Annotated in this window: 11 protein-coding genes and 1 tRNA gene; 10 read left to right on the top strand and 2 right to left on the bottom strand. The window is 58.3% G+C overall.

Annotated elements, in window-relative coordinates:
- Positions 1 to 124: 124 nt before the first annotated feature.
- From VGL70_16555 to VGL70_16540, 4 genes are all read left to right on the top strand, one after another.
- Positions 125 to 799: an ABC transporter ATP-binding protein gene (locus VGL70_16555; GenBank protein ID HEY3305136.1), complete on the top strand. Its 675-nt coding sequence runs from the start codon at positions 125 to 127 to the stop codon at positions 797 to 799.
- A 7-nt stretch (positions 800 to 806) separates the two neighbouring features.
- Positions 807 to 1,967: an FtsX-like permease family protein gene (locus tag VGL70_16550; GenBank protein ID HEY3305135.1), complete on the top strand. Its 1,161-nt coding sequence runs from the start codon at positions 807 to 809 to the stop codon at positions 1,965 to 1,967.
- Between the two features lie 235 nt (positions 1,968 to 2,202).
- Positions 2,203 to 3,369 carry an ABC transporter permease gene (locus VGL70_16545; protein HEY3305134.1) on the top strand — a complete coding sequence of 389 codons (1,167 nt, stop codon included), beginning with the start codon at positions 2,203 to 2,205 and terminating at the stop codon, positions 3,367 to 3,369.
- Positions 3,370 to 3,432: 63 nt separating this feature from the next.
- The gene (locus VGL70_16540) at positions 3,433 to 3,582 is read left to right on the top strand and encodes a hypothetical protein (protein HEY3305133.1); all 150 of its coding nucleotides are present in this window, start codon (positions 3,433 to 3,435) and stop codon (positions 3,580 to 3,582) included.
- Between the two features lie 62 nt (positions 3,583 to 3,644).
- On the opposite strand, the gene VGL70_16535 is transcribed toward VGL70_16540, so the two are convergent.
- Together VGL70_16535 and VGL70_16530 are read right to left on the bottom strand one after the other, a co-directional pair.
- Positions 3,645 to 3,932, bottom strand: a complete 288-nt coding sequence (locus tag VGL70_16535; protein HEY3305132.1) for a hypothetical protein — start codon at positions 3,930 to 3,932, stop codon at positions 3,645 to 3,647.
- A 10-nt stretch (positions 3,933 to 3,942) separates the two neighbouring features.
- Complete coding sequence (locus VGL70_16530) at positions 3,943 to 4,275, bottom strand: hypothetical protein (protein HEY3305131.1); 333 nt, start codon at positions 4,273 to 4,275, stop codon at positions 3,943 to 3,945.
- Positions 4,276 to 5,571: 1,296 nt separating this feature from the next.
- Between VGL70_16530 and VGL70_16525 the strand changes: the two genes are divergently transcribed.
- The 6 genes from VGL70_16525 to thrS form a co-directional block, all read left to right on the top strand.
- Positions 5,572 to 5,742: a hypothetical protein gene (locus tag VGL70_16525; GenBank protein ID HEY3305130.1), complete on the top strand. Its 171-nt coding sequence runs from the start codon at positions 5,572 to 5,574 to the stop codon at positions 5,740 to 5,742.
- A 186-nt stretch (positions 5,743 to 5,928) separates the two neighbouring features.
- The gene (gene dnaE, locus VGL70_16520) at positions 5,929 to 9,516 is read left to right on the top strand and encodes a DNA polymerase III subunit alpha (protein ID HEY3305129.1); all 3,588 of its coding nucleotides are present in this window, start codon (positions 5,929 to 5,931) and stop codon (positions 9,514 to 9,516) included.
- Positions 9,513 to 10,811 (top strand): GTPase HflX, encoded by a 1,299-nt coding sequence (gene hflX / locus VGL70_16515; protein HEY3305128.1) that lies wholly within the window; start codon positions 9,513 to 9,515, stop codon positions 10,809 to 10,811. Before dnaE ends, hflX begins: the two co-directional genes overlap by 4 nt.
- Positions 10,778 to 11,374, top strand: coding sequence for a CDP-diacylglycerol--glycerol-3-phosphate 3-phosphatidyltransferase (gene pgsA / locus VGL70_16510; GenBank protein ID HEY3305127.1), 597 nt, complete (start codon positions 10,778 to 10,780; stop codon positions 11,372 to 11,374). Before hflX ends, pgsA begins: the two co-directional genes overlap by 34 nt.
- Before the next feature lie 138 nt (positions 11,375 to 11,512).
- Positions 11,513 to 11,587: transfer RNA gene (locus tag VGL70_16505), tRNA-Val, on the top strand.
- Positions 11,588 to 11,657: 70 nt separating this feature from the next.
- Positions 11,658 to 13,552, top strand: a 1,895-nt coding sequence (gene thrS / locus VGL70_16500; GenBank protein HEY3305126.1) for a threonine--tRNA ligase, incomplete at its 3' end; no start/stop codon positions are given.

Genomic DNA, 13,552 nt, shown 5'->3' with positions numbered 1-13,552 from the left:
ATCGAGTCGGGCACCCGCGTCGCGCTCAAGACTCAATAGAAGAGTTCCGGGTTCCGAGTTTTTTGGGTTCCGGGTTCTCTGACTCGGAACGCGGAACTCGGAACCCGGAACTCAGGTTGCTGCGATGCCGCCGCCGCTGATTGAAATTCAGAACGTCTCGAAGTCTTATCGCCGCGACACGCTGGAGATCCCCGTGTTGAGAAATATCTCGCTCGCGATCGACGAGGGCGACTTCGTCGCCTTCATGGGGCCGTCCGGGTCGGGAAAGACGACGCTGCTCAATTTGATCGCCGGCATCGACAAGCCGACCGAAGGCAGGGTGCTGGTCGCCGGCACGGATCTCACGGACCTGGACGAAAGCGCGCTCGCGGAATGGCGCTCGCGGAACGTCGGCTTTATTTTCCAGTTCTACAATCTCATTCCCGTTCTGACCGCGCTCGAAAACGTCGAGCTGCCGTTGCTGCTCTCGCCGCTTGCCAAGCTGGAGCGGCGCGAGCATGCCGCGCGCGCGCTCCGGATCGTCGGGCTCGGCGAGCGCATGGACCACTACCCGAGGCAGCTTTCCGGCGGGCAGGAGCAGCGGGTCGCGATCGCGCGCGCGGTCGTCAGCGATCCGACGATTCTCGTGGCCGACGAGCCGACGGGAGATCTCGACAAGGCTTCGGCCGAGGAAGTGCTGGCGTTGATGGAGCGGCTCAACCGGGAACTTAGAAAAACCATTTTGATGGTCACGCACGATCCGCGCGCGGCGGAACGAGCCCGCTCGATCCGCCATCTGGACAAGGGCGAACTGGCCTAGGAATTCGATGGAGCTCGTGAGGCTGATCGTTCGCAACGCGCTCAGGCACAAGCTGCGCAGCCTGCTCACGGTCGTCGGCATCGCCATCGCGGTGATGGCGTTCATGCTCCTGCGCACGGTCGTCACCGCCTGGAACGTAGGCGTCGAGGCCTCGGCGGCCAACCGGCTCATCACGCGCCATGCGGTTTCGTTCGTCTTTCCGCTGCCATTTGCCTATAGAGACCGCATCGCACGCGTTCCGGGCGTCGAGCGCGTGACGTTCGCGGTGTGGTTCTCGGGAGTCTACATCGACAAGAATCAGTTTTTCGCCCGGCTGGCCGTGGACTCCAATACGTTCTTCGACGTTTACCCCGAGTTCATCGTCGATCCCAAAGAATTCGAGGCCTTCAAGCGCGAGCGCAACGCCTGCGTCATCGGCAGCGAGATCGCCGAGAGATACAAGCTCAAGATCGGCGACGTGATGCCGCTCGACGGCGATATTTTTCCGGGGCGGTGGGAGTTCGTCGTCAGGGGCATCTACCGGCCGCGCGACAAAACCACCGATCCGACGAGCATGCTGTTCCACTGGCACTACCTCGAAGAAACCGCCCGCAAGCGAGGGGACAGCCGTGCCGGGCAAGTCGGATGGTTCGTCAGCCGGATCGCCCATCCGGACGACGCGGCGGCCGTATCCGCGGCGATCGACGAACTGTTCGCCAACTCGCGCGCGGAAACCAAGACGGAAACCGAGCGCGCTTTTCAGCAGAGCTTTCTCTCATCGATGGGCGCCGTGATGACCGCCATGGACGTGATGTCGTTCGTGATCATCGGCATCATTCTCCTGGTCCTCGCCAATACGATGATCATGTCGGCGCGGGAAAGAACGCACGAGTACGCGGTGCTCAAGACGCTGGGTTTTTCCGGCCGGCATATTTTCATTCTGATCGCCGGGGAGTCGTTGCTGCTGTCGTTTCTCGGCAGCGCCCTGGGCATGCTCGTCACGTTTCCAGCCGTCGCGGGATTTCAAGGCGCGCTTCCCAAGGGATGGTTCCCGGTTTTTTACATCGAGCCTCGGACGATCGTCCTCGGTTGTCTCGCCGGTCTGCTGGTTGGCTTCGCCGCTTCTTTGATACCGGCGCGGCGCGCCGTCGCGACGAGGATCGTCGAGGGCTTGAGGTATATCGGATGAGTTCTAGCCAAAAGGATTTGAGATGCATTCACCACAGAGGCACGGAGGACGCGGAGGATGTTTTTTCCTTTCGGTCTGTCTATTCCCGAAGCAATCGAAATGAGTTTCTCCGTGATCTCTGTGTCTGTGCGGTGAATAAAAATTGTTGAAGGCTCAGTACGAACGGAGCTATCGAACGTCGCAATCTCTCCGTTTGCCCTGAGCTTAGTCGAAGGGCGTGCAGAGCGTTACTGCCATGACGATTCCGTTTCGCTACATCTTCCGCAGCTTCGGCGCGCGCCGCCTGACCACCAGCGTGACCGTGCTCGGCGTCGCGCTCGTGGTCTTCGTCTTCAGCGCCGTGCTGATGATGGCGCACGGAATCCAGCGGACGCTCACGGCGACCGGCTCGGATGAGAACGTGGTGGTTCTCCGCAAAGCGGCGAACAGCGAGACTCTCAGCATCCTCGACAGACAAATCGCCACGCTGGTCACGGGGATGCCGCAAATCGCCCGCTCCGCGGACGGCGCGCCGCTCAGCTCCAGAGAGGCCGCCGTCATCATCAATATGGAAAAATTGGCCGGCGGCATGAGCAATGTAACCGTTCGCGGAGTCGAGCCGGCCGCCTTCGAGCTGCGCCCGCAAGTCCGGCTCGTCGAGGGAAGCATGTTCCGGCCGGGCGCGCGCGAGATCGTCGTCGGCAGGTCGATCGCGGATAGATTTGCCGGCGCCGGGATTGGCGAGCGGATCAAGTTCGGCGGCGACTCCTGGAGCGTCGTCGGCGTCTTCAGCTCGGACGGGACCGGCTTCGACTCGGAGATCTGGGGCGACTCGAATCAGATCATGGATGCGTTCAAACGATCGTCGTACTCGACGCTGACGCTGAGGCTCAGAGATCCGTTCGCGTTGGATGAGTTCGTCGCCGCGTTCGAGGCCGATAACCGGCTGCTCCACTATACGGCTAAAAGCGAAAGGAAATTTTTCGAAGAACAGTCGGAGATGATGGCGGCGTTCATCCGGGTCCTGGGCCTTTTCATCACCGTGATCTTCAGCGCGGGCGCGACGATCGGCGCCATGATCACGATGTACGGCGCCGTCGCCAACCGCACGGTCGAGATCGGTACGCTGCGCGCGCTGGGATTTCAGCGGCGCAGCATCCTGACCGCCTTTCTGGGCGAAGCGCTGATGATCGCGCTGGTGGGCGCCATGGTAGGTCTTCTACTCGCCTCGCTGCTTCAGTTCATCACCATCTCGACGCTCAACTTCGCGTCCTTCGCCGAGCTGGCGTTTTCCTTTTCCCTGTCGCCCTCCATCGTCGCCTGGTCTTTCGCCTTTTCTTTGACCATGGGATTCCTCGGCGGCTTTCTCCCGGCGCTCCGCGCCGCCCGCCTCAACATCGTGAGCGCGCTAAGGGCGGTGTGAGTCTTACGATTGCTGAGATAGGTTTCGGGATGGTATTCTGATGATGCTTGTAGGAGGTCTGCGATGAAAGACACATACACCGCCGTGGTTAAAAAATCCGGCGCCTGGTGGATCGGCTGGATCGAGGAGATTCCGGGAGTCAATTGTCAGGAAGCCTCGAAAAAGGAATTGATTGAGAGCCTGCAAGTGACTCTACGGGAAGCCTTGAGTTGAATGCCCGCGGTGCTTTTGGCGCAAGGCGCAGAAGGATTCGACGGGCGAGATGGGAAAAGTCGCTATTCATTACGCGATTCGCTAAGCACCATGTGGAAGGCGTTTTTCTCTATATCTTTGGCGGCTGCCAATCTCCGTACTTCCATCAAAGTCATTAACAGGTCGGATACTGGCCTTATAAGGCGGGTATTGCATATGGGGCAAAATTTTTCATTGGTTTTCTCCGGTATTCCCTTACGCTGACTTTCTTCAGCAAGATCAACGGTAATGATCGCCGCGCGTTCGTCACATGAAAACGAAACCCTGGTAATTTCGTTTATCGGTATGTGAATTTCCGTTCTCTTAACCATAACATCCTCGTTACCAGTTTGGTCTAGTTGGAGTGACGATTGTTCCGCCAGCCTCCTCTAACGCCTCGTTACACTCGCGAATCTTCCCATCGGGTACAGCAGCTCTCATCTTTTGAACGGCGATCATTATCCGCGATGTCGGCGATGTATTGTTCAATCGCTTTCTGAGGACACGTTCAATCAAGAGAATATATTCGGTGCTTATTGAAATACGATCGGGGGGTATCATGCGTGCAGCCTCATTCGCGGTGCGGCTTTTCACCACCGTCGCATAGGACCTCGCATCTATCGCGCCGACAATGCAGACGGCCCCAGCTTCGCCCAACAATTCCAGATCGTTCATCAACTCAAGTTCCGCCACTGGCTTGTTGTCCCTTTTGCCATCCCAAGCATAGACAGAAAAAGACGTTGCGAAAAAAAAATCAAGAAAATCGCCTGTCCCATTTTACCTCTCAGTTGTTGGTTGAAAATGCAAATTGAATGTCATTTTCGTTTCGGCCAACCTAAACCCGTCGTTGGAATCGTCTTTAGCGGGAACATGAAGTGTATATTTCCTTTTGGGCTGCCAATTCAAATCCTTACTCGTTGGGCTGCGGGTCTGGAGGCAAAAATATTATCGGTGGTTTCATGATTCTGCGAAAAAACCAGAGCGTACATACAATAGTAGCGGCAACGCCGACAATGCCCCACGCGGCTGCTTCCATACTATCCCCCTACCATTAGATCGGTAGAGGATAGGCGAGATTCTGTCCGGCTCGCAAGCCGAAACTTTGACGGACCAAAACCGGGGATTGTTTCGTTTCGGGGATAAGCCGAACCGCCGCCGCTAGCCGACAATCCAAAGCAAAATGAGTCACTACCGGTAGTTCATTTGCCTTTCCCGGCAGAAAAAGCAACAGGTAAACTGCCGGCTCTCCGTGCCGGCTTACCATAGATATTTCAATTTAAAGGAAATGGAATCGTAGATGAGGTCGAAACGGTCGAAGATGATATGGGCCGCCGACTCGACGTCGCCGAATCCGTTTGGGAAGGTTCAAGACCGCAATTGCTTTTTAACCAACTGATTCACTATCTCTCCGATGTCCTGGCCCTTTTTTCTGGCAACCCGTTCCACTCGGCGCTGCAGCCTCGCATCAAGGTAGATCGGCAGGCGCAGTTGCGCTCCTTTTCGGTAAAACTTTCCCCTCACGGCTTTGGAGAAATCATATTCTCGTCTCATAGTCATTCCGGGAACAGTTTACCGACTTAACGCATTATCTCACAATGCGCGGCAGGATTGGAACAAGTTGCTAGCACTGGCTTGGTTTCTTTAACGGGATTTGGCATAGTGGGCTTGAATGCACTTTGAGATCGTCGGGGACATTACCGACATCGAACCCATTGCAATTGGAACCCGAATTCGGATCTCGCGCATTCTAAGAAAACGATTCGGCGCGGGGCGCTGGCGTAAGCTTAAGGGAGCGGCGACCGTTCGGTTGTTTGATGGGACGGTCCGGCGGGCTGAAATTCATTGGTTTGAAGCGCATGGAATCGGTAAAAAGATGAGGCGCATAAAACGCTTCTTGGATTGATGGCTATGCCCAACCGACCAAAACAAAAACGGCAGTTTGCGATCTGCATCCGCAGTGACGATCCGGATATGCTGACACCGCGCAGAGTCTACGAGGTCCTGCCCGACGAGAGCGCCGCCAGGTCAAAGTACATTCGGGTCATCGACAATGAAGGCGAGGATTACCTGTACCCCGCGGCCTATTTTATGTTTGTGGACTTTCCCCCCGCCGTTCAGCAAGCGTTGCTTCAAGCGTCTTAGTCCTTTCCGGACGATTCGCCTATAATATTGCGTTAGTTACGTGGGTCTCAAATCAGGCCCGGTCAATCAGGGGCGTGTGAGCTGGTTTCGAGTCCTAAGCGATGAAGCAAAATTATTCCGGCTCGATCTTCCCGAACAAAATAATTGTAGCGCCCGCACCTTTGTGCTAGGAATAAATCAAGTTCCATGGAGCATTCCCGGTTCGTCCACCTTCACTGCCACACCCAGTACAGTCTCCTGGACGGTGCCAATAAGGTCGAAGCGCTCGTCGAGCGGGTGCGCGAGCTGAAGCAGCCCGCCCTGGCGATGACCGATCACGGCAACATGTTCGGCACGATCGAGTTTTACCAGGAGGCCGCAAAGCACGGGATCAAGCCGATCATCGGCTGCGAGATCTACGTCGCGCCGGCGAGCCGCTTCGAGCGCAAGGGCGTGGACAAAGGCAACAAGGAGTACAATAACCACCTCATTCTCCTCGCCATGAACCTGGAGGGGTACAAAAACCTCTGCAAGCTCGTGACCGTGGGCTTCATGGAAGGCTTTTATTACAAGCCGCGCATCGACAAGGAAATTCTGCAAGAGCACAACAAAGGGCTCATCGCGCTCAGCGCCTGTCTTCAGGGCGAGGTTTCGTCGGCGCTCGACAGCGGAAATTTCGAGAAGGCGAAAGCCGCCGCGGAGAGCTACGCCGCGATCTTCGGCGACCGGTATTACCTCGAAATTCAGGACAACAAGCTGCCGCAGCAGGAACAGGTCAACCGGATGATCGTCGAGCTGGGGAAAGAATTGTCGCTGCCGGTGGTCGCGACCAACGACTGCCATTATGGCGAGCGCGACGACGCCGCGGCGCACGACGTGCTCCTCTGCGTCCAGACCGGCAAGACCGTCCAGGACGAGAACCGGCTCAAAATGCACACCGACGAGCTGTTCGTCAAATCGGCGGAGCTGATGAAGCAGGGCTTCGATTACTGCCCCGACGCGGTCGAGCGAACGCTCGAGATCGCCGAGCGCTGCAACCTGGAGCTGCAATTCGGCCGCTATCACTTTCCTCACTTTACGGTTCCGAAGGAAGTCAGCCTGGACGATTACCTGGACGAGTTGGCGCGGAAAGGCTTAGCCGAACGGCTGGCGAATTTCGGCTTGACCGAGGCCGAAGATAACAAGAAAAGGGTCGATCTCTACCATGAGCGGCTCGACTACGAGCTCGGCGTCATCAAGGGCATGCAGTTCTCCGGTTACTTTCTGATCGTCGCGGATTTCATCAACTACGCCAAGGACAACGGCATCCCGGTCGGTCCCGGGCGCGGATCGGCCGCGGGAAGTCTCGTCGCCTACGCGCTGAAGATCACCGACCTCGACCCGATCCGCCACGGCCTGTTGTTCGAGCGCTTCCTCAATCCCGAGCGGCGCTCGATGCCGGATATCGACGTGGACTTCTGCATCCGCGGGCGCGATCAGGTGATCCGCTACGTCAAGGAAAAGTACGGCGCCGACAAAGTCGCCCAGATCGCGACGTTTGGGACGCTGAAAGCCAAGGCCGCGATCAAGGACGTCGGCCGCGCGCTGGGATTTTCCTTCGCCGAGGCCGACGCCATCGCGAAGCTGATCCCGGCGCCCAAGCAGGGGTTCGATTATTCGCTCGCGGATTCGATCAAGATGGAGCCGCGCCTGGCGTCGCTGATGAAAAGCGACCCGCGGGTCAAGGAATTGATCGATCACGCGATGCGCCTCGAAGGGCTCACGCGCCATTCCTCGACGCACGCGGCCGGGGTGGTCTTGTCCAATCTTCCGCTGGTCGAGTATCTCCCGCTCTATCTCGACAAGGAAGGCGGCATCGTCACGCAGTTCGACATGTCGAGCGTCGAGAAGATCGGGCTCATCAAATTCGACTTTCTCGGTTTGAAGACGCTGACCCTGCTCGCCGACTGCCTCAAGCTCCTGCGAAAGAGCCGGGACGTTACGATCGATCTCAATAACCTGCCGCTCGACGACAAGAAAACCTATCGCATGCTCTGCTCGGGCAACACCACCGGCATCTTCCAGCTCGAGAGCACGGGCATCCGCGAGATGACGGTCAAGATCAGGCCCAACTGTTTTGAAGACCTGGTCGCCATCCTGGCGCTGTTCCGTCCCGGCCCGCTCGACAGCGGCATGGCCGAGCAATATATCCAGCGAAAGCACGGCCGCGAGCAGATCAAGTATCTGCATCCGCTGCTGGAGACGATTCTTAAAGACACCTACGGCGTCATCGTTTACCAGGAGCAGGTCATGCAGATCGCTCAGGTGCTTGCCGGCTACAGCATGGGTGAAGCGGATATTCTCCGCCGCGCGATGGGAAAGAAAGACCCCGAAGAGATGGCGAGCCAGCGCGAGCGCTTCGTCGAGGGCGCGAAGAAAAACAAGATCGATGCGCGGACGGCCGGCGAGATCTTCGACCAGATGGAGACCTTCGCGCGCTACGGCTTCAACAAATCGCATTCGGCGGCCTACGCGCTGATCTCTTACCAGACGGCGTACTTGAAGGCGCATTATCCCGTCGAGTTCATGGCGGCGCTGCTGACTTCCGAGACCGGAGACACGGACAAGGTGATCAAGAATCTCGCCGAGTGCCGCGACAAGAATATCGAGGTCCTGCCGCCGGACATCAACGAGAGTCACGCCGATTTCGCGGCGGTGGGAGAGAAGATTCGCTTCGGCCTGGCGGCGGTCAAGAACGTCGGCGAGAAAGCGGTGGAGATCATCCTGCAAAGCCGCGATCAGGAGGGCGGCTTCAAATCCGTTTTCGATTTTTGCCGCCGCGTCGAACTCACCGCGGTGAATAAAAGGGTGCTGGAGAGCCTAATCAAGTGCGGCGCCTTCGATTCCACCGGATTTTCGCGCGCGCGCATGCTCGGCGCGCTCGACGACGCGATGCGCGCGGGGCAGTCGTACCAGAAGAATAAGGAAAGCAACCAGATCGATCTGTTCGCTGGAGTGCAGAATGCAGAAGTCAGAATTCAGAATTCAGAAGGGGGAAGAGGGGCGGATTCTGGATTCTGGATTCTGAATTCCGGCGGTGGGAGGGGATTGGAGAGGTATCCCGAAGTGGAAGATTGGTCGGCGCAGCAGCAGCTCGCCTTCGAAAAGGAATCCGTCGGCTTTTATATTACCGGGCACCCGCTCGATAAATACGAAGACCGGCTGGCGCGGCTTACCTCCGGGGCCATATCGGATTTGAAAGAAAACCCGGTCAGCGGCGAAGTCAAAGCGGGCGGAGTGGTCACAGCGATGCGTCTCAGAAATACCAAGAAAGGCGAGCGCTACGCGAGCTTTCAATTGGAAGACCGAACCGGCTTTATCGAAGTCATCGTCTGGCCCGATACCTATCGCCGCTGCATGGAGATGTTGGTCCAGGACGATCCGATTCTGGTTTCCGGTAAGATGGACGTGGGCGAAGAGCGCGTGCAGATCATCGCCAACAACGTCGTCCGGCTCGAGCAGGCGGCGCAACAGTTGCCTCCCGGAATCGAGCGGAGAAAAAAAGAAAACGGCGAGCGGATTCATTTCTACGTCGTCAGTCCCGACGTTACGTCGGAGGAATTCGTTCGCCTCCACGACACGCTGCGCAAATATCCCGGGACTTGCCCGGTCTTTCTTCATCTCAGGAAGCCAGACCGAAGCGAAACCGTCATCGAACTGCCCAACGATCTCCGGGTCGCTTCCAACCCGGAGCTGCTCCAGACGGTGGAGCAGCTTTTCGGCAGCCGCGTCACCGTCTCCCCGTTGCCGTCTTGAAGCGCGTTTATCCAAAGCTCAGCGGATTTCAAGAACGGGTCCTCCTGGTCGGCGCGGAGATCTCGGCGCGGAACTCGGGGAATCCGCCGGACGACAATCTCGACGAGCTGGAAAAACTTGCCCGGAGCGCCGGCGCGGAGGTCGTCGGCCGGTTCGTTCAACGCCTGAAGAGCATCACTCCCGCGACGCTCATCGGCAAAGGCAAAGTGGAGGAGATCCGGACGTATCTTAGGGAGACCAAGCCGGATCTGGTGATCTTCGACGAGGATCTTACGCCGGCGCAGCAGCGCAATCTCGAAGCCGCGTTCGAGCTTCGAGTCATCGACCGCAGCCAGTTGATCCTGGATATCTTCGCGCAGCGGGCGCGCAGCAACGAAGGCAAGCTCCAGGTCGAGCTGGCCCAGCTCGAATACATGCGCCCGCGTCTCACGCGGCAGTGGACGCATCTGTCGCGCCTGGGCGGCGGCATCGGCACGCGCGGACCCGGCGAGACCCAGCTCGAAGTCGACCGCCGGCGCGTGCGCGAGCGGATCGCGACCTTGAAACGGCGCCTGCAAACGGTTGAAAGGACCAGGCTCATCCAGCGCCGCGAGCGGCTCGAAGTTCCCTACGCCACGGTCGCGCTGGTCGGCTACACCAACTCGGGCAAATCGACCTTGATGAACGCGCTTACCCGCGCCGGCGTCATCGTCGAGGACAAGCTCTTCGCCACGCTCGATCCGACCATTCGTTGTCTTCGGCTTTCCGGCGGCGATCGGGTTATGCTGGCGGACACGGTCGGATTCATCAACAAGATTCCCCACTCGCTGATCGAGGCGTTCAAAAGCACGCTGGAGGAGGTCCGCTGCGCCGATCTGCTGCTCCAGGTCGTCGATGCATCGCATCCGCGCTGTCAAGAACAGATCGAAGTCGTCGAGACGGTTTTGCGGGACATTGGCGCGGGCGATACGCCGTATATCCTGGCGCCGAATAAAATCGATCTCGCTCCGGGAACGGGCTTCAGCCGTTTTCCCGCCAACGGCGCGCGCGCGGCCTGTCCGATCTCCGCGCTTACGGGGAAAGGCCTCGACCGGCTTCTCGAAGCGATCGAGAAGACGCTCGATCAGGGGAAGGAGAGAAGCGCGTTTTCTTTTTCTCCGTCGCAGGGCTCCCTCCTTGCCCTGCTCCGGAGCCAGGGCCGTATTCTCGATGAAACCTACGAAGAAAACAAAATCCACGTGACGGCGCTACTGAGTCCGAAGCTCGCCGGCCAGATGAGAAAATGGCTGGAGCAAAGCCGTTCCCTGGAGGGTTGAAGTTCGCTCCTATGCTGAACCTGCCCAACTTCCTCACGCTGATCCGCATCGTAGCGATACCGTTTTTTTTGGTCCTGCTCGCCTCGCATCTCTATCTTGACGCGCTCTTGGTCTTCATCCTCGGCGGCGTAACGGACGCCCTCGATGGATTCCTGGCGCGCCGGATGAATCAAAAGACTTCCCTGGGCGCGTATCTCGATCCGATCGCCGACAAGCTCCTGCTGATGAGCTCCTTCATCATGCTCGGGATGATGGAGGGCATCCCGCTCTGGCTCGTCGTCCTGGTCGTCAGCCGAGACGCCGTGATTTTGATCGGCTATGTGACGATCACGTTTTTGGCCGAGGAGGCGCCGGAAGTACAGCCCACGATGAGCGGCAAGCTCAGCACGGTTTCCCAGCTCATCACCGTCGTCGTCGTCCTGGCGATGCTCGCCAACTCCCGGCTGCTCGAGCCCTGGATGGACGACGTGTTGTTTTATGTTACCGCCGCAGCGACCGTGTTCTCCGGCGTTCAGTACCTCTATCGCGGGCTTCTCTGGCTCCAGAATCGGGTCGCATCGTGAGCTGCTTGGTTGACAGTCGCAGGAAAAATTGGTAGGAAAATCAGACGTTTGTAGTAACTAAAGGATGAAGGATGAGGCATAAAGGATGGCGCGAGATTCCATCCTGCGGCCTTGTCGCCTTCATCCTTTAATATTTGTAGGCACGTAGCTCAGTGGGAGAGCGCTTCCTTGACACGGAAGAGGTCGGCGGTTCAATCCCGCCCGTGCCTACCATTTTAAGCTGTCAGCTTTCAGCCGTCAGCTTCCAGTTATTGCTGAGAGCTGATCGCTGATTGCTATCAATATGGCCAACGTTCAAATCAAGTTGCCGGAGGGCAGAACGACGGAAGTCAGCTCCGGGACCAGGATACAGGAATTAGCTTCTTCTCTCGGCGTCAACGGCGATGTCGTTGCGGCGAAGCTCGACGGCAAGCCGGTCGATCTGGAGTGCGCGATCAGCGGCGACTGCTCTTTGGATTGGATCCGTGTCGATAGCCCTGAGGGGATCGACATCCTCCGCCATTCGACTGCTCACCTGATGGCACAGGCGGTGCAGGCGCTGTTTCCCGGCACGCAGGTGACGATCGGCCCGACGATCGAGCACGGCTTCTACTACGACTTCAAGCGCGATAAGTCATTCGTCCCGGAAGAGATTGAGCAGATCGAAAATAAAATGCGCGAGCTGGCGGCCAAGGATCAGAAAGTTACGCGCGAAGAGATGCCGCGCGCAGCAGCCATCGAGATGTTCCGCCGGATGGGCGAGGACTACAAGGTCGAGATTCTGCGGGAGATTCCGGACGAAACGGTCTCGCTCTACCGCCAGGGAGAATGGGTCGATCTCTGCCGCGGTCCGCACGTTCCGTCCACCGGGAAGATTCGCGCGTTCAAGCTCACCAGCGTCGCCGGCGCTTATTGGCGCGGCGACGAGAAGAACGAGATGCTGCAGCGGATCTACGGCACTTCGTGGCCGACGAGAGAGGCGCTCGACCGGCATCTCAAACTTTTGGAAGAAGCCAAGAACCGGGATCACCGCCGTCTCGGACGAGAGCTGGATCTCTTCAGTTTTCATCCGATCGCGCCGGCGAGCCCGTTTTTTCACCCCAAGGGCGCCGCGGTTTACAACGAGTTGATCTCGTACATGCGCCGCCTCTACGGCCGCTACGGCTATCAAGAGGTGATCACGCCGCAGATCTTCGACGTCGAGCTGTGGCGCCGCTCGGGCCACTACGACCACTTCCGCGAGAACATGTATTTTACCCGGATCGAAGACCGGGAGTTCGGCGTCAAACCGATGAACTGTCCGGGCCATACTTTCATCTATGGCTCAAAGAAACGTTCTTACCGGGATCTGCCGCTCCGTTACGCGGATTTCGGCCGGCTGCACCGCTATGAGAAATCCGGCGTCACCTCGGGCCTGACCCGCGTGCGCTCGTTTTCCCAAGACGACGCGCATATCTTCTGCGCCCCCGATCAAATCGAGACGGAGATGACCGATCTGTTAAAAATGCTCCGCGAGGTCTACCGCGCCTTTCAATTCACCGACATGCAGGTCAAGCTTTCGACGCGGCCGGAAAAGTACATGGGCAGCCTCGACGCCTGGGCGCACGCCGAAGACGCCCTGGCCCAGTCGCTCAAGCGCGAAGGCATCGAGCACAAAATCAATCCGGGCGACGGCGCGTTTTACGGTCCGAAGATCGACTTCGAGGTGTTCGACGCGCTGAGACGCGGCTGGCAGTTGGCGACCATCCAGCTCGATTTCGCCATGCCGGAGAGATTCGATCTGAGTTACATCGCGCCGGACGGCGGGGAAAAAAGGCCGGTCATGATTCACCGCGCCATTTTAGGCTCGATCGAGCGCTTCATGGGCATCCTGATCGAGCACTGCGGCGGCGCGTTTCCGCTCTGGCTGGCGCCGGTGCAGATCAAAGTTCTGACCGTGACCGACGTGCAGAAAGACTACGCCCGGCGGGTCGCCGAAGAGCTCGGCGCCGCGGGCTGGCGCACAGAGCTGGACGATCGCAACGAGAAGCTCGGCTACAAGATCCGGGAAGCCCAACTGGAAAAAATTCCTTACGCCGTGGTTACCGGGGACCGGGAAATGAAGCAATCGACGATCGCGCCGCGCCGGCGCGGCGGTGAAAACTTGAAGCCCACCCCTGTGAAAGATTTCATGGAAATGTTAAAAGCGGAAGTCGGGCA

The organism is Candidatus Binatia bacterium (assembly GCA_036504975.1).
Lineage (GTDB): Bacteria > Desulfobacterota > Binatia > UBA9968 > UBA9968 > JAJPJQ01.
The sequence above is the reverse complement of the archived record's forward strand: the minus strand, read 5'-3'. Positions and strand labels throughout refer to the sequence as shown.

Excerpts from the sequence above, each read along its gene's own strand:
- VGL70_16555 (HEY3305136.1), top strand. The coding sequence starts at position 125 with ATGCCGCCGCCGCTGATTGAAATTCAGAACGTCTCGAAGTCTTATCGC.
- VGL70_16550 (HEY3305135.1), top strand. The coding sequence starts at position 807 with ATGGAGCTCGTGAGGCTGATCGTTCGCAACGCGCTCAGGCACAAGCTG.
- VGL70_16545 (HEY3305134.1), top strand. The coding sequence starts at position 2,203 with ATGACGATTCCGTTTCGCTACATCTTCCGCAGCTTCGGCGCGCGCCGC.
- VGL70_16540 (HEY3305133.1), top strand. The coding sequence starts at position 3,433 with ATGAAAGACACATACACCGCCGTGGTTAAAAAATCCGGCGCCTGGTGG.
- VGL70_16535 (HEY3305132.1), bottom strand. The coding sequence starts at position 3,932 with ATGGTTAAGAGAACGGAAATTCACATACCGATAAACGAAATTACCAGG.
- VGL70_16530 (HEY3305131.1), bottom strand. The coding sequence starts at position 4,275 with ATGAACGATCTGGAATTGTTGGGCGAAGCTGGGGCCGTCTGCATTGTC.
- VGL70_16525 (HEY3305130.1), top strand. The coding sequence starts at position 5,572 with ATGCTGACACCGCGCAGAGTCTACGAGGTCCTGCCCGACGAGAGCGCC.
- dnaE (HEY3305129.1), top strand. The coding sequence starts at position 5,929 with ATGGAGCATTCCCGGTTCGTCCACCTTCACTGCCACACCCAGTACAGT.
- pgsA (HEY3305127.1), top strand. The coding sequence starts at position 10,778 with ATGGCTGGAGCAAAGCCGTTCCCTGGAGGGTTGAAGTTCGCTCCTATG.